Raw genomic sequence first — 22,853 nt, 5'->3', positions numbered from 1 at the left:
TGTCCCACGAGCAAATTTGTCACCATCGGCCACATGAAGCTCACCGGCCTGCTCACGCGGAACCAAGAACCCCTCCCGGGGATCACCGGGGTCGCGCGGGTCGACCGCCGCACCCGGGAGCTGCTGCGCCGGATCAGTCCCGGCGACATCGTCGTGCTCGACCAGCTGGACCTCGACCGCGCGACGGCCGACGCCCTGGTCGAGGCCGAGGTCGCCGGCGTGGTCAACGCGTCGCCGTCGATCTCCGGCCGGTTCCCGAACATGGGCCCCGAGATCCTCGTCGCGGCCGGTGTCCCGCTGGTCGACTCGGTCGGCGGCGAACTGCTGCGCACGATCAAGGACGGCACCAAGCTGCGGCTGCTCGACGGCGTCGTCTACGTCGGCGAGCGCCAGGTCGCCTCCGGCATCGAGCAGACCGCCGACAGCGTCGCGGACCAGATGATCGAGGCCAAGGCCGGGATGTCGACGCAGCTGGAGGCGTTCTCCGCCAACACCATCGAGTTCCTGCGCCGCGAGCGCACGCTGATCCTGGACGGCGTCGGCGTGCCGGAGCTGAAGGTCGCGATCCGCGACCGGCACGTGCTGGTCGTCGCGGGCGGCAACGGGCACGCCGAGGACCTCAAGAAGCTCAAGAAGTACGTCGCCGAGCACCGGCCGGTGCTGGTCGGCGTCGACGCGGGCGCGGACACCCTGCGCGTGCAGGGCTACACGCCGGACATCATCGTCGGCGACCCCACCGGCATCGGCACCACCACGCTGCGCGGCGGCGCCGAGGTCGTGGTGCCCGCGCAGCCCGACGGGCACGCGCCCGGTGTCGAGCGGATCCAGGACCTCGGCATCGGCGCGGTGACGTTCCCCGCGTCGGGCAACGCCGAGGACCTCGCGCTGCTGCTGGCCGACGCGCACGGCGCGAGCCTGGTCGTGACGGTCGGCTTCCAGGCCACCCTGCGCGAGTTCCTCGACCACGGCCGGTCCGGCTCCAACCCGTCGACGTTCCTGACCCGGCTGAAGCTCGGCACGAAGCTCGTGGACGGGAAGGCGGTGGCGACGCTGCACCGCAGCCGGGTGTCGATCGGCGCGGTCGTGCTGCTCGTGCTCGCCGCGGTCGTGGTCGTCGCCGCGGCCCTGCTGGTGTCCGACGTCGGCTCGGTCTACCTGGACTGGCTCCGGCACACCTGGAATACGTTCGCTGTCTGGGTCAAGGGATTGTTCACGTGATTTCGCTGCGCTACCACGTCGTTTCCATCGCCGCCTGCTTCCTGGCACTGGCCGTCGGGGTCGTCCTCGGTTCGACCGCGCTGAACGGCACGCTGCTGTCCGGCCTGGCGGGGGAGAAGAAGGACCTCGGCAGCCAGGTTTCCGACCTCGAAGCCCAGCGCAACGCGCTCAACGCCCGGCTGGCCGACGCGGACGCGTTCGCCGGGGCGATGGGGCCGAAGGTCGTCGCCGGGGCACTGGACAAGCGGTCGGTGGTGCTCGTGACCACCGAGGACGCGCGCCCGGCCGACCGGGACGCGCTCAAGCAGCTGATCGGCCAGTCCGGTGCGTCGGTGACCGGCGAGGTGCAGCTGACGGCCGCGTTCGCCGACCCGGAGAAGGCCGACCAGCTCCGCGACGTCGTCACGCGGCTGCAGCCCGCGGGCTCGAAGTTCCCGACCGCGGGCGACTCCGGCACGCTGGCCGGCGCGCTGCTCGGTTCGGTGCTGCTGCTGGACAAGACCACGGCGAAGCCGCAGTCCTCGGGGGAGGAGCTGGCGGCCGCGATCGGCGGGCTCACCGACGGCGGGTTCGTCAAGGCGGGCCAGGACGTCAAGCCCGCGCAGCTGGCGATCGTACTGACCGGGGCCCAGGCGACCGGCGACAGCGCGGGTGACCGCGCGGCGACGATCGCCCGGTTCGCCACGCAGCTCGACCGCGGCGGCGCGGGCACGGTCCTGGCCGGCGACGCCGGTTCCGCGGAGGGCACGGGCGCGCTGGGCGTGGTCCGCGCGGACACGTCGGCGACGTCCATCCTGTCCACTGTGGACAACGTGGACACCTCGGCCGGGCGGGTGAGCACCTTGCTGGCGCTGAAGGAACAGCTCGACGGGGGCGCTGGACGCTACGGCATCGCCGGCAACGCCCAGGCCCCCGCACCGGGAGTCAGCAACCCCGCGGGGAACTGACGGTCAGCTCGCGAGCCACAACGCCGGGACGTTCGGCGGTTCCCAGCCCACCAGCGAGGTGTGGCCCTGGCGGCACGTGTACGTGATGCCGTTGTAGGTCACCTTCGCACCCGTCGCGTACGCCGTGTTCGGTGCCCACGCGGGGATCGACGGCGGCGTCGTCGGGGTGGTTGTCGGCGGAGTGGTGGGCGTGGTCGGGGTCGTCGGAGTGGTCGGGGTCGTGTGTGTGGTAGGCGGCGTCGTGGTCGGCGGCGGTGTCGAGCAGTTCGGCGTCGAGGCCGCGAGCCCGTTGACCACCGCGTGGAACAACGTCGAGCCCGGGTCCAGGTCGTAGAGCGAGAACATCATCGCGCCGCCGAGGCCCGTGCAGTGGATGTAGTCCGTGCGGGCCTTGATCGACTGCGCCGACGAGCCGCCGTAGAAGGTCGTCCCGTCGTAGAACCAGGCCGACTGCGTGACCGGGTCCCAGTACGTGTCCGCCGGGTTGTCGACGATCCCGGACAGCTCCTTGTACATCGCGACGCCGGGGACGTTGCCGCTCAGCGCGTGCCCGGGCGACGGACCCGAAGCGGACTGGTAGAGCCCGTGGTTCGAGCCGGCCGGCACGCCGGTCCAGCCGCGGTAGTAGAACGGGATGCCCAGCGTCAGCTTGTTCGCCGGGAAGCCGCCCGCGATGCCGTACGCGCTGTTGCCGTGCAGGTAGTCCTTGACCACCGAGTCGATCGTGTACTTCTCGGTGCCCGGCGGGATCGTCCCGGACGGGTCGCTCGGGGACGAGTACAGCGGGTCCTGGAAGTTCGTCGGCCCGGTCGCGTCCCACGCGCCGTGCATGTCGTAGGTCATCGCGTTGCCGAAGTCCAGGTACTGGCCGATCTTGTCGGTCTGGAGCTTCGCGATCTTGTCCTGGCCGCCGGGCAGCGCGGCCGAGAGCGCGTAGTGCTTGCCGCCCAGCGCGTCCAGCTCGCTGCGGAACTCCGCCATCAGCGCGGTGTAGTTCGCGGTGTCGGCGGCGCTGTAGTGGTTGCCGACGTGGCCGGTCGGGGACGCCGGGTACTCCCAGTCGATGTCGATGCCGTCGAAGATCCCGGCCGCGGTACCCGGGCCGCCGTAGCCGCCGGACGCCGGGATGTTGCCCTTGATGAACATGTCCAGGCACGAGCTGACGAGCTTCTTGCGCGACGCGTCGGTCGCGGCGGCGTCGGAGAAGTACTTCGAGTACGTCCAGCCGCCGATCGACAGCAGCACCTTGAGGTTCGGGTGCCGCGCCTTGAGCTCCTGCAGCTGGTGGAAGTTGCCGGCGACCGGCTGGTTCCAGACGTCGGCGGTGCCGTCGACGCTGATGTCGCTGCCGAACGACTTCTGGTAGTCGGCGAACTGGTCGCCGCCGCCGTCCCCGGCGTTCGGGTCGGTTTCGCCGCCCGGGTCCGGGGTCGTCGCCTTCGTGGCTTCGAAGCAGGTCAGGTTGTTCGGGTCGATGTTCTCGAAGTCGTAGAGCAGGTAGTCGAGGTTGCCGGCGATCGCGTCGACGTTCTTGAGGTAGTAGGCGTTCTGGTAGATGGACCACTGGTCGAAGTAGGCGATCCGGACCCCGCCGGAGGTCGCGGCGGCGGCGTTCGGGGCCGCCGGGCCGGCGACGGTCAGCGCGCCGATCACGACGGCGGCGGCCGCGGCGGCGACCAGGGCGAATCTTCGCTGCATGGGCGTCTCCTCGCGCAGGCGGACGGCCCTCTCCCGGCCGCGACGGCGCGGGAGAGGGCGTACGCGACGGTTCTTCACGAAGCGGGTCCGGCCCCGGTCATGAATGTGCGCGCGGGGACACCGAGTGTCAATACTTTGGACTAGACCAATCTGCCAGGGCGTGCGCTATCGGCCGCGGTGTCCGGATTTCCCCTACTTCAGTGGTGGGTCGAGCGGGAAGCACGACACGCGCACCGGCCACGTGTCGCCGCCGGCCGGCAGCGGCATCTTCTTCAACGCCGCCGCCGCGTCGGAGTCGTGCGCCTCCTCGGCCGCGGCGTGGAAGATGTCCGCCGCGATCGACTGGTCGAACACGCCGATCTGCTGGTGCGGCCAGCCCGCGGCGCCCTGCAGTGCGCCCGGGATCAGCTGGTCGACGACCTTCCGCAGCGTGACTCCGTTCGGCGCCTTGAACTTCCAGACGTCGATGCCGAGGTTCCTCCCCAGTTCGGCCATCCGGCCCCACGCGGTGAGGTTGAAGTTGACGTAGTGCCACGACATCGTGCGCGACAGCTCGAGCGGCTGGCTGCCGTCGGCGGCGAACTGCACCGGGAACCGGTTCTTCTCGGCGTCGAGGACGATCTTGCGCGCGGTGTCCCGCTTGCCCAGGTACGCCGCGATCGTCGCGTTCTGCATGTCGAGGAAGGTGCCGTGGTTGTTGGTGGCGGCCAGTTCCAGCTTCGCCTGCGGGCTGGTCTGCATCCAGTCCAGGTACTGCGTGAGCCAGGCCTTGATCCCGGAGCGGTCCTTGCCGGACCAGCCCGGGGCGCCGCTGTCGAGCAGCGCGAACGTGTCGAGGAGCTGGCTGAACGACTGCGTCGAGTCGATGATCCCGGTGCCGCTGATCGTGGTCCGGCACGGGACGATCTGCGAGTACGTCATGTTCGGGTTCATCTTGGTGGCCGGGTCGAGGAACCAGGTCCGGATGTCCAGTGCCGCCCGCTTCGCGTACTTCGCGTCGCCGGTGTAGTACCAGGCGAGCGAGAGGTAGTACATCGCGTCCCAGGCCCACATCCGGTAGGTGTGGTCGGTGATCGCGTCGGCTTCCGGGTTGCGCTGGCCGTCGCGGTTGACGTACGGGCAGCCCTGCGGGTTCTCCGGGGTCTTCTCGCTCGCCCACCAGTAGGGCGCTTGGCTCATGTAGTCGTGCTTGTCGCCGCTCGGCGGCGCGGTCGGCTTGTCCATCACCGACCACGGCCCGGCGGTGAGCGCGGTGTTCGCCTTGTCCAGCACGGCTTTCAGCGCGTCCCGCTGGGCCTTGGACGCGTGGCCGCTGCGCAGCGCCTGCTTGATCCCCGCCAGCTTCGCCCCGTCGGTGATGACGGTGCGCGGTGGCGACGCGGCCACCGCCGTCCCGCTCACCGGGACCAGGAGCATGCTCGCGGACAACGCCAGCGCGCCCAGTACGCGTAGCCTTCGCACTTCCGACCGCCTCTCACGGGGACGTCGAAGTCCCCACTCGTCACCGGGCGGCGGTACGGCAGTGGCGATTCTGTCCGGGCGGTGCGGGGGATGTCAATTGGGCCAGGTGCGGCGTTTCTCCAGCGGGCGGGCGTACGACCCCGCGCGGCTCGTCTTCAACCCCAGTCCCACCAGCGACTCCGCGAGGCGGACCCCCGCAGCGACGCCGTCGATCACCGGGATGTCCAGCATCGTCGCGATCTTCCGGTCGAGGCCCGTCATCCCGGCGCAGCCGAGCACCAGCACCTCCGCGCCGGCGTCCCGGGCCCGGCGGCCGGCCGTCAGCAGTGCCGACTCAGTGCGGCGTTCGTCGGTCAGCTCCAGCACGCCGAGCCCGGCGCCGGTGACCGTGACGCAGTTCTGCGCGACGCCGGCCGCGTGCAGGCTGTCCTCGATCAGCCCGCACGTCCGGTCCAAAGTGGTCACCACGCCGTAGCGGCGGCCGAGCAGGCACGCCAGGTGCGCGGCCGCTTCGGTGATGTCGACGACCGGGACGTCCAGCAGCTCGCGCGCGCCCTCCCGGCCGTGCTCGCCGAAGCCCGCGAGCACGACCGCGTCGAACGGTTCGCCCAGGCCCCGCAACAGGTCCAGCACGGCCGCGGCGGACAGGAAGCTGTCCAGCCAGCCTTCCGCGGACTCCGGCCCCCAGCGCGGCGTCCTCGCCAGGATCTCGGTGCCGGGACTCGCGGCCGCGCGGGCCCCGGCTTCGATCTCCTTCGTCATCGCCTCGGTGGTGTTGCAGTTGGTGACGACGATCCTCATCGGTGCTTCCTCGAGACCGCGTAGTACAGCAGCGCCGAGGACGCCGTCCCGATGAACCACGAGTACGGCGCGGCCGGGGCGAAGAACGGCACCAGCGCGATCACCGCGGCGAGTGAGGCGGTCGGGAAGAACGTCACGAACGCCCGCGGGTTCACCCGGGGGTAGCTCCCGCCGTCGACGAACAGCTGCGCGACGTCGACCTTGCCGCGCCGGATCAGGTAGTAGTCGACGATCATGATCCCGAACAGCGGTCCGAGGAACGCGCCGAGCCCGCCGAGGAAGTAGTTGACGACCGTCGGCGACGAGTACAGCTTCCACGGCAGCACGCACAGCGCGGCCACCGCGCTGATCAGCCCGCCGATGGTGAACGAGATCCGCTTCGGCCAGATGTTGGCCAGGTCGTAGGCGGGGGAGACGAAGTTGGCGACGATGTTGACGCCCATCGTGGCGATGGCGAAGGTCAGCGCGCCGATGATGAGCACCGGTGTGTTGTGCACCTTGGACAGCAGCTCGGCCGGGTCGGTGATCGCCTCGCCGAACACCTGCATGCTGCCCGCGGTGACGATCACCGACAGCAGCGCGAACGCCGTCGAGTTGATCGGCAGGCCCCAGAAGTTGCCGCGCTTCACCGTCTTCTGGTCCGGGGCGTTGCGGGAGAAGTCGCAGAAGTTCAGCATCAGCGTGCCGTAGGTGGCCAGGATCAGCCCGGCCGCGCCGAACCACTGGCGGATCTGCTCGCCCGTCGACAGCTGCTTCGGGCTGCTGGTCAGGGAGATGTGCCAGTTGCCGGCGGCGAGGATCCACACGGCGAGGGCGATCATCACGACCCAGATCGCCGGGCCGCACCAGTCCTGGAACTTGCGGACCGACTCCATGCCGCGGGTGAGGATCAGCGCCTGGACCGCCCACAGCGCGACGAAGCAGATCCAGCCGAGTGCGTGCAGGCCGAGGAAACCGTGTTCGGTCAACGGTTTCAGGCCCGGGTCGATGGTGAGCACGAGCAGCGTGATGGCCACGCTCGCGAGGTAGGTCTGGATGCCGTACCAGAAGATCGCGATGATCGCGCGGATCAAGGCGGGCAGGTTGGCGCCGAACGTGCCGAAGCTGATCCGCGCGACGACCGGGAACGGGACGCCGGTGCGCTGCCCGATGCGGCCCATCAGGTTCATGCCGAAGTAGATGATGACGAAGCCGAACAGCAGGGCGGTGAACACCTGCCAGGCCGAGAGGCCGAGCACGAACAGCCCGGCCGCGAAGGTGTAGTTGCCGAGGTTGTGCACGTCCGACATCCACAGGGCGAAGATGTCGTAGACCTTCCAGCGGCGGTCCTTCGCCGGGGCGAGGTCTTCGTTCCAGAGCCGGGGATCCGGCGGCGGGCTCGTCTCTTGCTGGGATTCGGTGAGCGGGGCGGCGGTCATGCGGGCCTCCGATCGACACATCTTTCGGGGGTTCCGGGTGGCGGAGCCCCGTTTAACACAGTGCAGCGACGGCGATTTGGGATACCAAAATTTGGCATCCCAAATATCACCCCGATGTCCGCCGTCGTCAACCCTCCAGTCCGTAAACTCGTGTTACGAGCGTGTGAGGAGAGGGGAGTCGGTGACGACGGCGAGCGAGCGGCAGCCCCTCGCGGCCACCCGGCAGCGGGTGCGCGACGAGCTGCGCGAACGGATCCTGACCGGCCGCCTGCGTCCGGGCGACCGGCTGGTCGAGCGCGAGCTCGCCGAAGACCTCGGCGTGTCCAGGGTGCCCGTGCGCGAGGCGATCCGCAGCCTCGAGGCCGAAGGGTTCCTCGTCGAGCAGTCGGCACGCCGGATCGTCGTCCGGCAGCTCGCGCGCGTCGACGTCGAGGAGCTCTTCGACGTCCGGGAGGCCCTCGAAGGGCTCGCCGCGGGGCGCGCCGCCGAACGGGCGGGGGCGCCGGAGCTGAAGCGGCTCGAGCGGATGCTCACCGACGCCGCCCGCGCGACGGCCCGCGGCGACGCGGCCCGGATCACCGTGCTCAACTCGCACTTCCACGACGAGATCGTGGCCATCGCCGGCAACACGCTGCTGACCACGATGCTGCAGCCCCTGCAGGGCAGGCTCCGCTGGCTCACGAGCCAGAACGAGCACTGGGACGACCTGCTCGACGAGCACCGCCGGCTCTACGAGGCGATCGCGTCGGGGGACGCGGAGCGCGCGCACGCCGAAGCCGTCGAGCACGTGCGGGTCAACCGCGAGGTGACGCTGAAGTCCCTCTTCGGCGACGATCAGGCGGAGATCGCGGCTGGCTCGAGGTAGGGCGTCACGTTCCGCAGGGCCCGCTCGACGTACTCGTCCTTCTCGCCGACCGGCGCGACGTAGTGCATCGCGTGCTCCGCGGCCTCGAGACCGTGCAGGCGAGCGAGGACCCACGTCGCGAGGTACGTCGAGGCCAGGCAGCCGCCGGCGGTGGCGAGCGGGCCCCGGGCGAAGAACGGCTGGTTCAGCACCTCGACGCCGGCCGCGAGCACCCACGGTTTCGTCGTCAGGTCGGTGCAGGCGGGCACGCCGTCGAGCAGTCCCAGCTTGGCCAGCACGAGCGTGCCGGAGCACTGCGCGCCGATCAGCTGCCGGGCCGGGTCGAGCCCGGCGAGCGCGGCCATGATCGCCGGGTCCTCGACGACCTCGCGGGTCTTCGCGCCGCTGCCGACGATCACGGCGTCGGCCGTGCAGGCCTCGTCGAGCCCGATCGCCGCGTCGATGGTGACGCCGTTCATCGACGTCACCCGCGGCGTCGGGCTCGCGATCGACGCCCGCATGCCGGGCACCCGGTCGAGGACGCCCAGCGCGATGAGCGAGTCGAGTTCGTTGTAGCCGTCGAAGGTCAGGATCGCGGTGTGCATGCCCCGCACGCTAGGACCGCCGATCCAGGACAGTCCACAAATTGTCCTGCCTACAATCGCGGCGTGCGGGTGCCGAAGTACAAGGGCGTCGTGGACGCGTTCGCGGCGAAGATCCGCGGCGGGCAGTGGCCGGCCGGGACGCGGCTGCCCACCCACCGCCGGCTGGCGGCCGACGAGGGCATCGCCGTCGTGACGGCGTCCCGCGTGTACGCCGAGCTCGAGGCGATGGGGCTGGTCAGCTGCGAGCAGGGGCGGGGCACGTTCGTCCGGGACCTGGCCGCCGGCGAAGGCGTCGACGAACGGACGGTGGCGGCCGACGCCGTCGACCTCAGCTTCAACTCGCCGTCGATCCCCGGCCAGGCCGACCTGCTGCGCCAGGCGCTGCGCGACCTCGCCACGGCCGGCGACCTCGACGCGCTGCTGCGCTACCAGCCGCACCGCGGGCGCGCCGAGGACCGGGCCGCCGTCGCCCGCCACCTGCGCCGGCGCGGGCTCGACGTCGGCCGCGAACGCGTGCTGATCGTCGACGGCGCCCAGCACGGCCTGGCGGTGACGGCGATGGCGCTGCTGCGGCCCGGCGACGTCGTCGCGGTCGACGCTCTCACCTACCCGGGGTTCCGGGTGCTCGCGCGCACGCTCGGGCTCGACCTCGCACCGCTGCCGGTGACCGCCGACGGCCCCGACCTCGACGCGTTCGACCGGCTGTGCCGCCGGCGCCGGGTCCGCGCGGTGTACGCGATGCCGACCCTGCACAACCCGCTGGGCTGGGTGCTCTCCGCCGGGCAGCGCGCGCGGCTCGTCGAGATCGCCCGGCGGCACGGCGTGACGATCATCGAGGACGCGTCCTACGCCTACCTCGCCGAAGAAGCGCCGCCGCCGCTGGCGGTGCTCGCGCCGGAAGCCACCGTCCACGTCTCGGGGCTGTCGAAGAGCGTCGCGACCGGGTTGCGCTTCGGGTTCGCCGTCGCGCCGCCCGAACTCGTGCCGGCGCTCGAGAGCGCGATCCGGGCCACGACGTGGAACACACCCGCCCTGACCGCGGCCATCGCGCGCCGGTGGCTCGACGACGGTACCGTCGAAGCCTTGGAGGTCCGGAAGCGCGAAGACGCGCGAAGGCGCCAAGCACTCGCTTCGGAGGTGCTGGCCGGGCTTCCGTGGATCGGGCACCCGTCGTCGTACTTCCGGTGGCTGCCGCTCGCCCGCGACTCCCGGCCGGACCGCATCGTCGCGGCGCTCGCCCGGCGGCGGGTGGCGGTCGCCACGGCCGAGCCGTTCGCGACGACGCCGGCGGTGCCGCAGGCGCTCCGGCTGGCTCTGGGTTCGGTGGGACACGCCGAACTCCGAAACGCGCTCGCGGCGGTCCGGCAGGAGGTCGACCAGGATGTTTCCCGCTGATCACGGCGAGATGACGAAGGTCACGCTCGGTACCGGAGAGCTTACGTATTAACATGATCGGCGGGTCCCCGCTTCATGAGCGGGAGTGGCATATCCGACAGCCCGCGGGGCCTCTGCCAACAGGCGCTTCCCAGTGCCTTCATGGGAAATTCACAGAATGGGTGGCAAGTCTGACAACGTGAACCACGCCGACGACGGTGCCGGAACGGCGGCACGATGACGACTGCCCTGGACACTCTCGAAGCTCCCGCCCGGATCGCGAGACCGGGCGGGAAAGCGCCGTACCTGCACCAGATCGACCTGTTCCGGCTGGTCACGTTCGCCTGCGTGATCCTCATCCACGTGGTCGGCGCGACGAACTTCGCGCAGGACGTCGGCGCCAACGCCGTCGAGACGCCGCTGCACTTCACGCGGGAGGCGTTCTTCGCGCTGACCGGGTTCGTGCTGGTGTTCCAGAACCGCGGCCGCGAGATCACCCCTGGCGACTTCTGGCGCCGCCGCTTGCCCCTGGTCGCGACGCCCTACCTGGCGTGGTCGATGTTCTTCTGGGCGTTCTCGCTGGTCACCGGCACGCAGCAGCCGGACTCGCTCGAGGCGTCGATGCGCCTGCTGCTCAAGGACCTCGTCACCGGCGGCGCCTGGTACCACCTGTACTTCCTGCTCGTGACGATGCAGGTGTACCTGCTGTTCCCGGTGATCATGAAGCTGCTGCGGGCGACCGAGGGCAAGCACAAGTGGCTGCTGCTGGGCAGCGGGGTGCTGCAGGTCGGCGTCACGCTGTTCATGACGTACCAGCCGTTCGGCGTCAGCTACGAGACGATCACCCACCTGTACGCCACGGTGCTGCCGTACCAGTTCTACACACTGTTCGGTGCCGTGGTGGCCATGCACTTCGAGGCCGTGCACGCCTGGGTCGGCCGGCACCGGCTGCTGCTCGGCGGCGCTCTCGTGGCGGTGCTGGCCGGCACCGAGTGGTACTACCTCCGGACCGTCCACAGTGGAACGTTCCCGCAGGTGGCCAGCGACCCGTTCCAGCCGTACCTGATCCCGTGGTTCCTCACCGTGATCGCGGCGATCTACGCGTTCAGCACCTGGTGGTCGGGGCGCCGGCGGGAAGGCGGCCGCGGGGCCCGGCTGGTCTCGTGGGCGGCGAACCGGTCGTTCAGCATCTTCCTGGTCCACCCGCTCGCGCTGGCGTTCCTCGGCCCGGTGATCCCGCACGTGGCCGAGCGCTTCGGCGCGCCTTGGCTGAGCGTGATCATCTACGTGGGCACGATCGCGCTGACGATCGCGATCGTCGAGGTGCTGCGGCGCCTGCCGGGCAGCCAGGCGCTGACCGGACGGCCGCGGCTGCGTCTGGCCAAGGCTGTCGCGTAACTCACCCTGCCGGGTGGTCAACGGCACAAAAGAGAGTTCGGGCATGTCCCGGCGCGCGGATCCGGAGTCTTCGGATATGCTGGCGGCCCGTGGGACTTCAGTCGCGGGCTACCAAGTACGTATTTGTCACCGGAGGCGTCGCCTCCTCTCTGGGTAAGGGACTCACGGCTTCCAGCCTGGGACAACTCCTTACCGCGCGCGGGCTTCGCGTCACGATGCAGAAGCTCGATCCGTACCTCAACGTCGATCCCGGGACGATGAACCCGTTCCAGCACGGTGAGGTGTTCGTCACCGACGACGGCGCCGAGACCGACCTCGACATCGGGCACTACGAGCGCTTCCTCGACCGCGACCTCGACGGCAAGGCCAACGTCACGACCGGCCAGGTCTACTCCGAGGTGATCGCCAAGGAGCGCCGCGGCGAGTACCTGGGCGACACCGTCCAGGTCATTCCGCACATCACCGACGAGATCAAGTCCCGGATCACCGCGGCCGCCGAGCCGGACGAGGCCGGCCAGACGCCGGACGTCGTCATCACCGAGGTCGGCGGCACGGTCGGCGACATCGAGTCCCTGCCGTTCCTGGAGGCCTGCCGCCAGGTCCGCCACGACGTCGGCCGCGACCACTGCTTCTTCCTGCACGTCTCGCTGGTGCCGTACCTGGCGCCCTCGGGCGAGCTCAAGACGAAGCCGACCCAGCACTCGGTCGCCGCGCTGCGCAACATCGGCATCCAGCCCGACGCGCTGGTCTGCCGGGCCGACCGCGAGATCCCCGAGGACCTCAAGCGCAAGATCGGCCTGATGTGCGACGTCGACACCGAGGCCGTCATCGCCTGCCCGGACGCGCGGTCGATCTACGACATCCCGAAGGTGCTGCACGGCGAGGCGCTCGACGCCTACGTCGTCCGCCGCCTCGGGCTGCCGTTCCGCGACGTCGACTGGACGGTGTGGGGCGACCTGCTCGACCGGGTGCACAACCCGAGCGAGATCGTGCGGATCGCGGTCGTCGGCAAGTACATCGACCTGCCGGACGCCTACCTGTCGGTCACCGAGGCCCTGCGTGCGGGCGGGTTCGCCCACCGCGCCAAGGTCGAGATCGTCTGGGTCGCCTCCGACGACGCGCAGACCGCGTCCGGTGCGGCGTCCGTGCTGTCCGATGTGGACGGTGTGCTGATCCCGGGCGGGTTCGGCATCCGCGGCATCGAGGGCAAGGTCGGCGCGATCGAGTACGCCCGCACGCGCGGCGTGCCGCTGCTCGGGCTGTGCCTCGGCCTGCAGTGCATGGTCATCGAGGGCGCCCGGCACCTGGCCGGCATCGCCGACGCCGGGTCGTCGGAGTTCGACGAGAACACCAAGCACCCGGTGATCTCCACGATGGCCGACCAGCGCGACGTCGTCGCGGGGGAGCGGGACATGGGCGGCACCATGCGCCTGGGCGCCTACCCCGCGAAGCTCAAGCCGGGCTCGCAGGTCGCCAAGGCGTACGGCACCACCGAGGTGTCCGAACGGCACCGGCACCGCTACGAGGTGAACAACGCCTACCGCAAGCAGCTCTCGGACGCGGGTCTGGTGTTCTCCGGCACGTCGCCGGACGACCGCCTGGTCGAGTTCGTCGAGCTGCCCGCCGACAAGCACCCGTTCTTCGTCGGCACCCAGGCGCACCCGGAGCTCAAGAGCCGCCCGACCCGGCCGCACCCGCTGTTCAGCGCGTTCGTCAAGGCCGTCGTGGACCGCAAGGTCGCCGAGCGGCTGCCGGTCGAGCTGCCCGAGGCCCCCGTGGCGGCCCGGTGACCGCGCCGGGCGAGCACGAGTTCAGCGTCGCGGCCAGCCGGGACGTCCACATCGGACGCGTCGTCGGCCTGCGGATCGACGACGTCGTGATGCCGGGCGGGGAGACCGCGGTCCGCGAGGTGATCGAGCACCTCGGCGCGGTCGCGATCGTCGCGCTGGACGACGAGCAGCAGGTCACGCTCATCCACCAGTACCGGCACCCGATCGGGCACCGGCTGTGGGAGCTGCCGGCGGGCCTGATCGACCACCTCGGCGAGGACCCGGTCGGCACGGCGAAGCGCGAGCTGGTCGAAGAGGCCGGCTTGGCCGCCGCGGACTGGGTGACGCTGGTCGACGTCGCGGCGTCGCCCGGCTTCACCGACGAGGTCGTGCGGGTCTTCCTGGCCCGCGGACTGTCCGATGTGGACCGTGACGTGCTCGGCGAGGAGGAGGCCGACCTCGTCATCCGCAAGTTCCCGCTCGCCGAAGCCGTCCGGATGGCCCTGGCGGGCGAGCTGGTGAACGGCGCCACGGTGTCCGGGGTGCTGGCCGCGCACGCGGTGGTCACCGGCGGCGCCGAGGCGCGTCCGGCGGACGCGCCGTGGGAGGACCGCCCGACGGCGTTCGCCAAGCGCAAGGAAGCCTGAGCCCGCTCGCTGCGTCCCTCGTCAGGGGCGCAGCGGGCGGCCCTGCGCGTCCAGGCCGCCGTCCCTCAAGAGGAGGATGCCGTCGACGATCGGCCAGATCACGCCGACGCCGGTCAGCATGACGACGAGGAGCTGGAGCAGCCCCAGCCCGACCTGGCCGGTGTAGAACCGGCCGACGCCGAACGGCAGCACGATCTGCAGCACCCCGGCCACGGTCTTGGACCGGTAGGAGTACGGGACCGGCATCGGCGGCGCGTACGGCATCGGGGCCGGTGGCGCGTACGGGTCGGCCGTGGGCCCGTACATCGGCAGCTGCATCGTCGGCTGCGCGTACGCCGGCGGCGGCCCGAAGAACCCCGGGTGCGGCTGCGGCAGGTCGCGGAACAGCGGCCGCAGGTCGCCCAGGGTCGTCGCCGCGTAGGCGTCGGTCACCCGCGTCTCGTACTCGTCCGGCGTGATGCGGCCCATGCCGAAGTGGTCGGCGAGCAGCCTCGCCGCCTCTTCCCGCTCGGCCGTGCCGATGCGGAGCTCGTCGGACTCCATGCAATCCAAGGTAACCGCGGGAACCTGAGAACGGGGTTTCTCCCGGGTCACGGTGCCCGCACGGCCTAAGGTGACCGCCGTGGCCTCCAGCCCGCACCGCACGGCCGACGTGATCGCCGCGTACCTCGACCACCTGGTCGTCGAACGCGGGACCGCGCGCAACACCCTGGACAGCTACGCCCGGGACCTGCGCCGGTACGTCGCGCACCTGGACGGTGGGGGCGTCGCCGAGATCGCCGACGTCACCTCCGCGCACGTCACGTCCTTCGGCGCCGCGCTGCGGGAAGGCGACGGCGAACACCAGCCGCTGGCCGCGTCGTCGGCCGCGCGGGCGCTGGTCGCCGTGCGGGGGCTGCACAAGTTCGCCCACGCCGAAGGCCTCACCGAGCACAACCCGGCCCGCGAGGTCCGGCCGCCGACGCCGGCGAAGCGGCTGCCCAAGGCCCTGCCCGTCGACGACGTCCTGCGGCTGCTCGAGACCCCGCCGCCGGACGGCGAACGCCCGCTGCGCGACCGGGCGCTGCTGGAAGTGCTCTACTCCACCGGCGCGCGGATCTCCGAGGCGGTCGGCCTGGACGTCGACGACGTCGACGACGTCGAGCGCACCGTCCTGCTCGACGGCAAGGGCGGCAAGCAGCGCCTCGTCCCGATCGGCCGTCCCGCGCTCGCCGCGCTGCACGCCTACACCGTCCGCGCACGACCGGCGCTCGCCGCCCACGGCCGCGGTACCGCGGCGCTGTTCCTCAACGCCCGCGGCAGCAGGCTCTCGCGCCAGAGCGCGTGGCAGGTCCTCAAGGACACCGCCGGACGGGCCGGGATCACCGCAGTGGTCTCGCCGCACACGCTCCGCCACTCCTTCGCCACGCATCTGCTCGAGGGCGGCGCGGACGTCCGGGTCGTCCAGGAACTGCTCGGCCACGCCTCGGTGACGACGACGCAGGTGTACACGCTGGTCACGGTCAACACCCTGCGCGAGGTGTACGCGACGGCGCACCCGCGGGCGTTGGGCTAGATGGCCCTATAGAGCCTGAAGGGCCTTCCTACGCTGGACCGACGGTCGAGTGACATTGCCCCGTCGAGTCCGGCGCGTTGCTTTGCCGGGGCTCCGACTCCGCGCATAGGCTGCGGCGGACGCGACGAACAAGGAGCCTTCTCGCCATGTCGACACCGAACCAGCCGGCCCACCCGGCCGAGTCCGCCGGGTCGGCGGCGGCGAACCTCAACGACGTCAAGATCGCGACCCCGGCGGTCCACGACGGCGACGAACCGCAGGAGCGCAACGGCAAGAAGGTCAAGCTCGAGGGCATCGGGCCGACCGGCCGCCCGATCCGCGAGCACCCCGAACCGGCGCCACTGGACCACCACGGCCCCGCCAAGATCATGGCGATGTGCAACCAGAAGGGCGGCGTCGGCAAGACGACGTCGACCATCAACCTGGGTGCCGCCCTCGCCGAGTGCGGGCGCAAGGTGCTGCTCGTCGACTTCGACCCGCAGGGCGCGCTCGCGGTCGGGCTCGGCATCCAGCCGCACGAACTGGACCAGACGGTCTACAACGCCATCATGGAGCGGTCGGTCAGTGCCACCGACGTGCTGATGAAAACCCGCGTCGACGGCGTTGACCTGCTGCCGAGCAACATCGACCTGTCCGCGGCGGAGGTCCAGCTCGTCGCTGAGGTAGGGCGCGAGCACACGTTGTTACGGGTCCTTCGTCCGGTCATGAACGACTACGACTATGTTCTTGTCGACTGCCAGCCCTCACTCGGCTTGCTCACGGTGAACGCGCTGACCGCCGCGGACGGCGTGATCATCCCGCTCGAGTGCGAGTTCTTCAGTCTCCGAGGTGTAGCGCTCCTGATCGACACGATCGAGAAGGTGCAGGAACGCCTCAACCCCAAACTGGACATAGTCGGGATTCTCGCCACCATGTACGACCCGAGAACCCTGCACTCGAAGGAGGTCATGGCTCGCGTGGTGGAGGCATTCGGCGAGACCGTGTTCGACACGGTCATCAACCGCACCGTGCGGTTCCCCGAGACGACGGTCGCGGGTGAGCCGATCACGACCTGGGCACCCAAGTCGGCCGGCGCCGCGGCGTACCGCCAGCTTGCTCGCGAGGTGATCGCTCGGTGAGCAGGCGCGCCTCCCTGCCCGGAGCGTCGGAGCTCTTCCGCCTCACCTCCAGCCCCGCCGTCGATCTCCCGCCCCAGGCGGTGCCCGCGCCCGCCGAGCCCGTCGAGAAGGCCAAGCCCGCCGGGGACGGCCGTACCGAACAGCTCGCTCGCAGCGCGGCCCCGCACGGGTCCGGCCGGACCAAGCACGACGCGAAGATCACCGTGTACGTCTCCGGCGACGAGCTCGTCGCCATGGAGCAGGCCCGGCTGACGCTGCGCGCGAAGCACGACCTGGTCGTCGACCGCGGCCGGCTGGTCCGCGAGGCGGTCGCGGTGCTGCTGGCCGACTTCGACCAGCACGGCGACGAGTCGGTGCTGGTGCAGCGGCTGCGGGTGGTCGGCTCAGACGGCGGCGAAACCGAGGGCTGATGGACGAGCCGGCCCCGGTCCCGGCATCGGCTCCGGAGGAACAGGTCCCCGAAGAGCACCAGACGGTGCACGGCGGGATGATCCCCGAAGGCGTCAACACCGAAGACCTGAGCACGTCGAAGTTCAAGGTCCGGCTGGCCAACTTCGAGGGTCCGTTCGACCTGCTGCTGCAGCTCATTTCGCAGCACCAGCTCGACGTCACCGAGGTGGCGCTGCACCGGGTCACCGACGACTTCATCGCGTACACGCGGGCGCTGGGCACCGAGTGGAACCTCGACGAGACGACGGAGTTCCTGGTCATCGCGGCGACGCTCTTGGACTTGAAAGCGGCGCGGCTGCTGCCGTCGGCCGAGGTGGAGAACGAAGACGACCTGGCGCTTTTGGAGGCCCGTGACCTGCTGTTCGCGCGGATCCTCCAGTACCGCGCGTACAAGCAGGTGGCGGCGCTGTTCGGCGAGTTGGAGCAGGGCGCGCTGCGGCGCTACCCGCGGTCGGTGGCGCTGGAGGAGCGGTTCGTCGGGCTGCTGCCCGAGGTGATGCTGGGCGTGACGCCGGCGAAGTTCGCCGAGATCGCGGTGGCGGTGTTCCGGCCGAAGCCGCCGCCGACGGTGTCGATCGCCCACATCCACATGGGCCGCATCTCGGTGCGCGAGCACGCGGCGATCCTGCGGGTGATGCTGGCCGAGCGCGGCCAGGCGACGTTCGGCGAGCTGGTGGACGACTGCGAGCACACGGTCGAGATCGTGGCCCGGTTCTTGGCGCTGCTGGAGCTCTACCGCGAGGCGACGGTCCAGTTCGAGCAGACGGAGGCCCTGGCGGAGCTGCACGTCCGCTGGACGGGCGGCTCGAAGGAAGAAGCCTCCGCGGCGGCCGAGCTGGACCGGTCCGCCGAAGACGAAGAGGAGTACGGGTGAGCCCCGAAGACAGGACTGTCGGCGAACCGTCGGCAACGGCGGCGGAGATAGCGCTGGAAGAGGCCCTGTCCGGCGAGCCGGTGACCGAGGACGGTGCGCCGGCGGAGCCGCTGGGCGAGGAGACGGCTGCCGAGGATTCCGCCGAGGCTGAGGTCGCGCCCGCCGACGCTGAGCCGGCCGAAGAAGCCGGTGCCGAGTCCGAGGTCGAGGGTGCTGCTGCCGCCGAGCCGTCGGAAGCCGCTGCCGAGCGGGAGGTCGACGGCGCTGCCGCTGCCGAGCCGGCCGCTGCTGCGGAAGGCCCGGCCGGGGAGGGTGCAGTCGCGGAGGAAACTTCCGCCGAGGCCGCCGCCGAGCCGAGCGAGCCCGAGGAAGCCGCAGCCGAGGTCGATGGTGCTGCCGTCGCCGAGTCCGAGCCTCAGGCCGGAGCCGCCGCCGGTGTGCCCGAGCCGGAGGAAGCCACCCCCGCGGCCGCAGTCGAGGCGGAGCCCGCCGAAGCCGTCGCCGAGCCGATCGACCTCGACCCCGCCGAAGCCGTCGCCGAGCCGGTCGACCTCGACCCCGCCGATCCCGAGTCCGACCTCGTCGCGGCCGGTGACATCGACTCGCTGCCCGACGTCACCTCCGACGAGACCCTCGAAGCCGCCCTCGAAGCCCTTCTCCTCGTCGTCGACTCGCCCGCCAGTGAAGAGTCCCTTGCCGATACCGTCGGCCAGCCCAAGGCGCGGATCGTCGTCGCCCTGCGGACCATGGCGCAGAAGTTCACCGATCGGGCCTCCGGGATCGACCTGCGCCGAGTCGGTGAAGGGTGGCGGTTCTACACTAGGGACGTCTATGCCCCGTTCGTGGAGAAGCTCCTGCTGGACGGCCAGCGGTCGAAGCTGACCCGGGCCGCGCTGGAGAGCCTCGCCGTGATCGCGTACCGGCAGCCGGTGACCCGTGCTCGGGTCGCCGCGGTGCGTGGCGTGAACGTGGACGGCGTGATCCGGACGCTGCTCGCGCGCGGCCTCATCGAAGAGATGGGGACCGACCCCGAGACGACCGGGACGCTGTACGTGACGACCGAGCTGTTCCTGGAGCGACTGGGGCTGTCGTCACTGAACGACTTGCCTGCCATCGCTCCGTTGCTACCCGAAGTGGACACCATCGATGACATCCAGTGAACACCCCGACGGCATCCGCCTGCAGAAGGTGCTGTCGCAGGCCGGGGTCGCCTCCCGGCGTGCGGCGGAGGACCTGATCGCCGCCGGCCGGGTCGAGGTGGACGGCGAGGTCGTCACCGAGCTGGGCCGCCGGGTGCACCCGGACGAGGCGATCATCCACGTCGACGGCACCCGCGTGAACCTGCGCGACGACCTGATCTACCTCGCGCTGAACAAGCCCAAGGGCGTGCACTCGACGATGTCGGACGACCGCGGCCGCCCGTGCGTCGGCGACTACCTCGCCGGCCGCTACGAGGAGACGCCCGGCGTCGTGCACGTCGGCCGGCTCGACGAGAACACCGAAGGCCTGCTGCTGCTCACCAACGACGGCGACCTCGGGCACCGGCTGATGCACCCGTCCTACCGGGTGCTCAAGACCTACCTCGCCGAGGTCGACGGCCTGGTGCCGCGCGGGCTCGGCAAGGAGCTGCGCAACGGCTGGGAGCTGCCGGACGGCATCATCAAGGTCGACCAGTTCCGGGTCAAGGACATGCACTCCGGCAAGTCGCTGGTGGAGCTGGTCATCCACGAGGGCAAGAAGCACATCGTGCGCCGCCTGCTCAAGGACACCGGGCACCCGGTGCTCAAGCTGGTCCGCACGGCGGTCGGCGACGTCCAGCTCGGCAACCAGCGAGTCGGCTCGATCCGGCGGCTGACCAAGGGCGAGGTCGGCGCGCTCTACCGCAACGTCGAGCTCTGATACCGCGCGGTCACGAACCCGCCGGCGGTCTGATCGTCCGACGCCGGGCGGCCGTACTCCTCGGCCAGCTCGGCGCGGGTGACCGTCACCGGCTCCCAGCCGTGCTCGTGCAGCCACTCCGGCGCGCGGCCGCCCAGGCCGCCGAGCCACAGCCGCGTGACGTGCTCGCCGGCCGGGGTCGCCCGCGCGCGGGCCAGCAGTCCCTCCGGGGTGTCGGTGGGCCGGTGCTCGAACGACACCCGGCTGCCCGGCGCCGACAGCTCGCCGACCGTGGTGAGCAGCGCGTCGGCGTCGTCGTAGGACAGGTAGACGAGGAGCCCTTCGGCCAGCCATGCGGTCGGGACGCCGGGGTCGAACCCGGCGGCCCGCAGCCGGCTCGCCCAGTCTTCGCGCAGGTCCGCCGGGACGACGACCCGCTCGCAGGACGGTTCCGCGCCCTGCCCGGTCAGCACCCGGTCCTTGAAGGCCAGCACCTCCGGCAGGTCCAGCTCGAACAACCGGGTCCCGGGCGGCCAGGACAGCCGGAACGCCCGCGCGTCGAGGCCCGCGGCGAGCAGCACCACCTGGGCGCACCCGGCGCCGAGCAGGTAGTCGTCGTAGAAGCGGGTGCGGATCGCCACCTGCGAGGCGAAGAGCGCGCCCAAGCCGTCGCGCGACCCGTCGCCGTTCGCCTCGGGCAGGACCGAGCGGCCGGCCTCGTAGAAGGCGGCCGCGTACGGGTCTTCGAACAGGCGGTCCGGGCGGCTGCTCTCGTAGGCGCGCAAAGCGGCGACGCCGACAGCCGTGCGGCTCACCGCGGGCAGGGACTCCGTCATGATCGTCCACCGTACCCCCGACTTTCCGCCGTGGCGGTGATCGGCGCCGGCTCGCTAGCGTGACGGCCATGCGACTCGGAGTGGTGTGCGGGGTCCTCGCGGTGCTCCTGGCCGGCACGGTGGCCCCGGCCGCCGCGGCGCCCTCGGCGAGCGAACCGGTTTACGACTACGCGAAGGCGGTCCGCGAAACCGTCTGGGTCGACATCGGCCACGACGGCGACGGCGACGGCAAGCCCGACCGCGTCGCCGCCGACATCGTGCGGCCGAGCGAGGCGGCGGTGTCGCGCGTGCCGGTGATCATGGACGCCAGCCCGTACTACTCGTGCTGCGGGCGCGGCAACGAGAGCGAGCTCAAATCGTACGACAGCGCCGGGAAGCCGGTGAAGTTCCCGCTGTTCTACGACAACTACTTCGTGCCGCGCGGGTACGCCGTGGTGCTCGTCGACCTGGCCGGGACGAACCGCTCGGCCGGCTGCGCGGACGTCGGCGGCGCGTCGGACGTCGACTCGGCGCGCAAGGTCGTCGACTGGCTGAACGGGCGCGCCACCGGGTACAGCGCGAAGACCGGCGGCAGCGCGGTGAGCGCGGGCTGGAGCACCGGGAACGTCGGCATGATCGGGAAGTCCTACGACGGCACGATCGCCAACGGCGTCGCGGCGACCGGCGTCGCAGGCCTGAAGACGATCGTGCCGATCTCGGCGATCAGCTCCTGGTACGACTACTACCGCTCCGACGGCGCCACCTTCGGCTTCAACCCGGACGGGCTGGCGCAGACGGTCGAAGCGCGCAACAGCGGGCAGGACTGCTCGGCGCAGAACCAGGTCCTCCGGACGGGCGCGACCGCCAACGGCGACTACGGGCCGCTGTGGGCGGACCGCGACTACGTCACCCACGCGGGCAACGTGCGCGCCAGCGTGCTGCTTTCCCACGGCGTCAACGACCTGAACGTCAAGACGATCCACTTCGGACAGTGGTGGAGCGGGCTGAACGTCGAGAAGAAGATCTGGCTGTCCCAGACCGGGCACGTCGACCCGTTCGACTACCGGCGCGCCGACTGGGTCGACCTGCTGCACCGCTGGTTCGACCACTACCTGCTCGGCATCGACAACGGCGTCCAGAACGGGCCGCAGGCCAGCGTCGAGCGGCAGCCGGACCAGTGGGTGGACCAGAGCGCGTACCCGGCGACCGGTGCGGTCGCGACGGCACTGCGGCCGCACACGGGCGGGACGCTGGGCACCGCGGCGGCGTCGGGGACGGCGTCGTTCACGGACAACCCGAACGTCGGCGAAGACACCTGGGTGACCAACCCGGGTAGCGCGGCACTGACCTACTCGACCGGGACGCTGGCGTCGGACCTGCAGGTGTCCGGAACCTCGAAGATCACGGTCACGGCGACGCCGAGCACGGCGTCGGCCCGGCTTTCGGCGCTGCTGGTGGACCTCGGCCCGGCGACGATCCGCAACTTCGCCGGCAGCGGCGAAGGGATCAAGACGGGGACGACCGAGAACTGCTGGGGCTCCTCGGCGACGGGCGACGACGCTTGCTATCGCGTGGCGTCGGCGGACGTGAAGAAGGTGAACTACACGATCCTCAGCCGCGGCTGGGCGGACCTGGCGAACTACGCTTCGCTGTCCCAGGAAAAGGTTCTGACTCCGGGAACGGCGTACACGATGACGTTCGACCTGGCGTCCACCGACCACATCGTCCCGAAGGGGCACGCGCTGGCGTTGATCATCGGCGGCACGGACGGCAGCTTCATCCGCGGGCCGGCGCAGCCGGGCCGGGTGGCGCTGGACCTGGCGAAGACGTCGGTGTCGGTCCCGCTGGCCGGAGTCGTCCCGGCGGTGGCGACCCACCCGGCCCTCGGCGGTGGCGAGCACGTGGCGTCGGCGGGCCGGGCGGACCTGCGCTGACCCGGCGCCCCGGTGTGGCGTCCGGTGCGTCCGGCGCCGCCGACGCCTC

The 22,853-nt window shown here is 71.0% G+C and carries 21 protein-coding genes; 14 read left to right on the top strand and 7 right to left on the bottom strand.

Going from position 1 to position 22,853, the window contains the following annotated elements:
• Positions 1-33: 33 nt before the first annotated feature.
• Entirely contained in the window at positions 34-1,218 is a 1,185-nt protein-coding gene (gene steA, locus QSK39_RS23285) for a putative cytokinetic ring protein SteA (RefSeq protein ID WP_285479889.1), read from the top strand.
• The gene (locus QSK39_RS23280; RefSeq protein WP_285479888.1) at positions 1,215-2,165 is read left to right on the top strand and encodes a copper transporter; all 951 of its coding nucleotides are present in this window, start codon (positions 1,215-1,217) and stop codon (positions 2,163-2,165) included. The genes steA and QSK39_RS23280 overlap by 4 nt, the downstream gene beginning before the upstream one ends.
• A gap of 3 nt (positions 2,166-2,168) precedes the next feature.
• Here QSK39_RS23280 and QSK39_RS23275 read toward each other — a convergent pair whose 3' ends face one another.
• From QSK39_RS23275 to QSK39_RS23260, 4 genes are all read right to left on the bottom strand, one after another.
• Positions 2,169-3,863: a glycosyl hydrolase family 18 protein gene (locus QSK39_RS23275; protein WP_285479887.1), complete on the bottom strand. Its 1,695-nt coding sequence runs from the start codon at positions 3,861-3,863 to the stop codon at positions 2,169-2,171.
• Between the two features lie 192 nt (positions 3,864-4,055).
• Positions 4,056-5,324 carry an alginate lyase family protein gene (locus QSK39_RS23270; RefSeq protein ID WP_285479886.1) on the bottom strand — a complete coding sequence of 423 codons (1,269 nt, stop codon included), beginning with the start codon at positions 5,322-5,324 and terminating at the stop codon, positions 4,056-4,058.
• 93 nt (positions 5,325-5,417) lie between these two features.
• A complete protein-coding gene (locus tag QSK39_RS23265; RefSeq protein WP_285479885.1) occupies positions 5,418-6,125 on the bottom strand; it encodes an aspartate/glutamate racemase family protein in 708 nt (235 codons plus the stop codon).
• Positions 6,122-7,543, bottom strand: coding sequence for an NCS1 family nucleobase:cation symporter-1 (locus QSK39_RS23260; protein ID WP_285479884.1), 1,422 nt, complete (start codon positions 7,541-7,543; stop codon positions 6,122-6,124). The genes QSK39_RS23265 and QSK39_RS23260 overlap by 4 nt, the downstream gene beginning before the upstream one ends.
• Positions 7,544-7,724: 181 nt before the next feature.
• Between QSK39_RS23260 and QSK39_RS23255 the strand changes: the two genes are divergently transcribed.
• On the top strand, positions 7,725-8,408 hold the full coding sequence (locus QSK39_RS23255; protein ID WP_285479883.1) for a GntR family transcriptional regulator: 684 nt from the start codon (positions 7,725-7,727) through the stop codon (positions 8,406-8,408).
• On the opposite strand, the gene QSK39_RS23250 is transcribed toward QSK39_RS23255, so the two are convergent.
• Positions 8,378-8,992, bottom strand: a complete 615-nt coding sequence (locus QSK39_RS23250) for a DJ-1/PfpI family protein (protein ID WP_285479882.1) — start codon at positions 8,990-8,992, stop codon at positions 8,378-8,380. The genes QSK39_RS23255 and QSK39_RS23250 overlap by 31 nt on opposite strands.
• 63 nt (positions 8,993-9,055) lie before the next feature.
• Here QSK39_RS23250 and QSK39_RS23245 point away from each other — a divergent pair, with 63 nt between their 5' ends.
• The 4 genes from QSK39_RS23245 (at position 9,056) to QSK39_RS23230 (ending at position 14,180) form a co-directional block, all read left to right on the top strand.
• Positions 9,056-10,387: an aminotransferase-like domain-containing protein gene (locus tag QSK39_RS23245; RefSeq protein WP_285479881.1), complete on the top strand. Its 1,332-nt coding sequence runs from the start codon at positions 9,056-9,058 to the stop codon at positions 10,385-10,387.
• A gap of 216 nt (positions 10,388-10,603) precedes the next feature.
• The gene (locus tag QSK39_RS23240; protein ID WP_285479880.1) at positions 10,604-11,764 is read left to right on the top strand and encodes an acyltransferase; all 1,161 of its coding nucleotides are present in this window, start codon (positions 10,604-10,606) and stop codon (positions 11,762-11,764) included.
• An 89-nt stretch (positions 11,765-11,853) separates the two neighbouring features.
• Positions 11,854-13,554 (top strand): CTP synthase, encoded by a 1,701-nt coding sequence (pyrG, locus tag QSK39_RS23235; protein WP_285479879.1) that lies wholly within the window; start codon positions 11,854-11,856, stop codon positions 13,552-13,554.
• Entirely contained in the window at positions 13,551-14,180 is a 630-nt protein-coding gene (locus QSK39_RS23230) for an NUDIX domain-containing protein (RefSeq protein ID WP_285479878.1), read from the top strand. The genes pyrG and QSK39_RS23230 overlap by 4 nt, the downstream gene beginning before the upstream one ends.
• Positions 14,181-14,201: 21 nt before the next feature.
• Here the strand turns inward: QSK39_RS23230 and QSK39_RS23225 are convergent, their stop codons facing one another.
• The gene (locus QSK39_RS23225; RefSeq protein ID WP_285479877.1) at positions 14,202-14,723 is read right to left on the bottom strand and encodes a DUF1707 SHOCT-like domain-containing protein; all 522 of its coding nucleotides are present in this window, start codon (positions 14,721-14,723) and stop codon (positions 14,202-14,204) included.
• Positions 14,724-14,832: 109 nt separating this feature from the next.
• On the opposite strand from QSK39_RS23225, the gene xerD reads away from it, so the two are divergent.
• The 6 genes from xerD (at position 14,833) to QSK39_RS23195 (ending at position 20,076) form a co-directional block, all read left to right on the top strand.
• Positions 14,833-15,735 (top strand): site-specific tyrosine recombinase XerD, encoded by a 903-nt coding sequence (gene xerD, locus QSK39_RS23220; protein WP_285479948.1) that lies wholly within the window; start codon positions 14,833-14,835, stop codon positions 15,733-15,735.
• Positions 15,736-15,881: 146 nt separating this feature from the next.
• Positions 15,882-16,853 (top strand): ParA family protein, encoded by a 972-nt coding sequence (locus tag QSK39_RS23215; protein WP_284742495.1) that lies wholly within the window; start codon positions 15,882-15,884, stop codon positions 16,851-16,853.
• The gene (locus QSK39_RS23210) at positions 16,850-17,263 is read left to right on the top strand and encodes a cobyrinic acid a,c-diamide synthase (RefSeq protein ID WP_285479876.1); all 414 of its coding nucleotides are present in this window, start codon (positions 16,850-16,852) and stop codon (positions 17,261-17,263) included. The genes QSK39_RS23215 and QSK39_RS23210 overlap by 4 nt, the downstream gene beginning before the upstream one ends.
• Entirely contained in the window at positions 17,263-18,177 is a 915-nt protein-coding gene (locus QSK39_RS23205; RefSeq protein WP_285479875.1) for a segregation and condensation protein A, read from the top strand. Before QSK39_RS23210 ends, QSK39_RS23205 begins: the two co-directional genes overlap by 1 nt.
• Before the next feature lie 437 nt (positions 18,178-18,614).
• Positions 18,615-19,337 carry an SMC-Scp complex subunit ScpB gene (gene scpB / locus QSK39_RS23200; RefSeq protein WP_285479947.1) on the top strand — a complete coding sequence of 241 codons (723 nt, stop codon included), beginning with the start codon at positions 18,615-18,617 and terminating at the stop codon, positions 19,335-19,337.
• A complete protein-coding gene (locus QSK39_RS23195) occupies positions 19,324-20,076 on the top strand; it encodes a pseudouridine synthase (RefSeq protein ID WP_285479874.1) in 753 nt (250 codons plus the stop codon). Before scpB ends, QSK39_RS23195 begins: the two co-directional genes overlap by 14 nt.
• Here QSK39_RS23195 and QSK39_RS23190 read toward each other — a convergent pair.
• The gene (locus QSK39_RS23190; protein ID WP_285479873.1) at positions 20,055-20,891 is read right to left on the bottom strand and encodes an SAM-dependent methyltransferase; all 837 of its coding nucleotides are present in this window, start codon (positions 20,889-20,891) and stop codon (positions 20,055-20,057) included. The two genes, QSK39_RS23195 and QSK39_RS23190, sit on opposite strands and share 22 nt — an antisense overlap.
• 80 nt (positions 20,892-20,971) lie before the next feature.
• On the opposite strand from QSK39_RS23190, the gene QSK39_RS23185 reads away from it, so the two are divergent.
• Positions 20,972-22,804: a Xaa-Pro dipeptidyl-peptidase gene (locus QSK39_RS23185; protein ID WP_502873300.1), complete on the top strand. Its 1,833-nt coding sequence runs from the start codon at positions 20,972-20,974 to the stop codon at positions 22,802-22,804.
• Positions 22,805-22,853 lie beyond the last annotated feature (49 nt).

The sequence above is a fragment of the Amycolatopsis sp. NBRC 101858 genome (assembly GCF_030269325.1).
Taxonomy (GTDB): domain Bacteria; phylum Actinomycetota; class Actinomycetes; order Mycobacteriales; family Pseudonocardiaceae; genus Amycolatopsis; species Amycolatopsis ponsaeliensis.
Note: the sequence above shows the minus strand (reverse complement) of the source record. Positions and strands in the feature narration are given on the sequence as shown.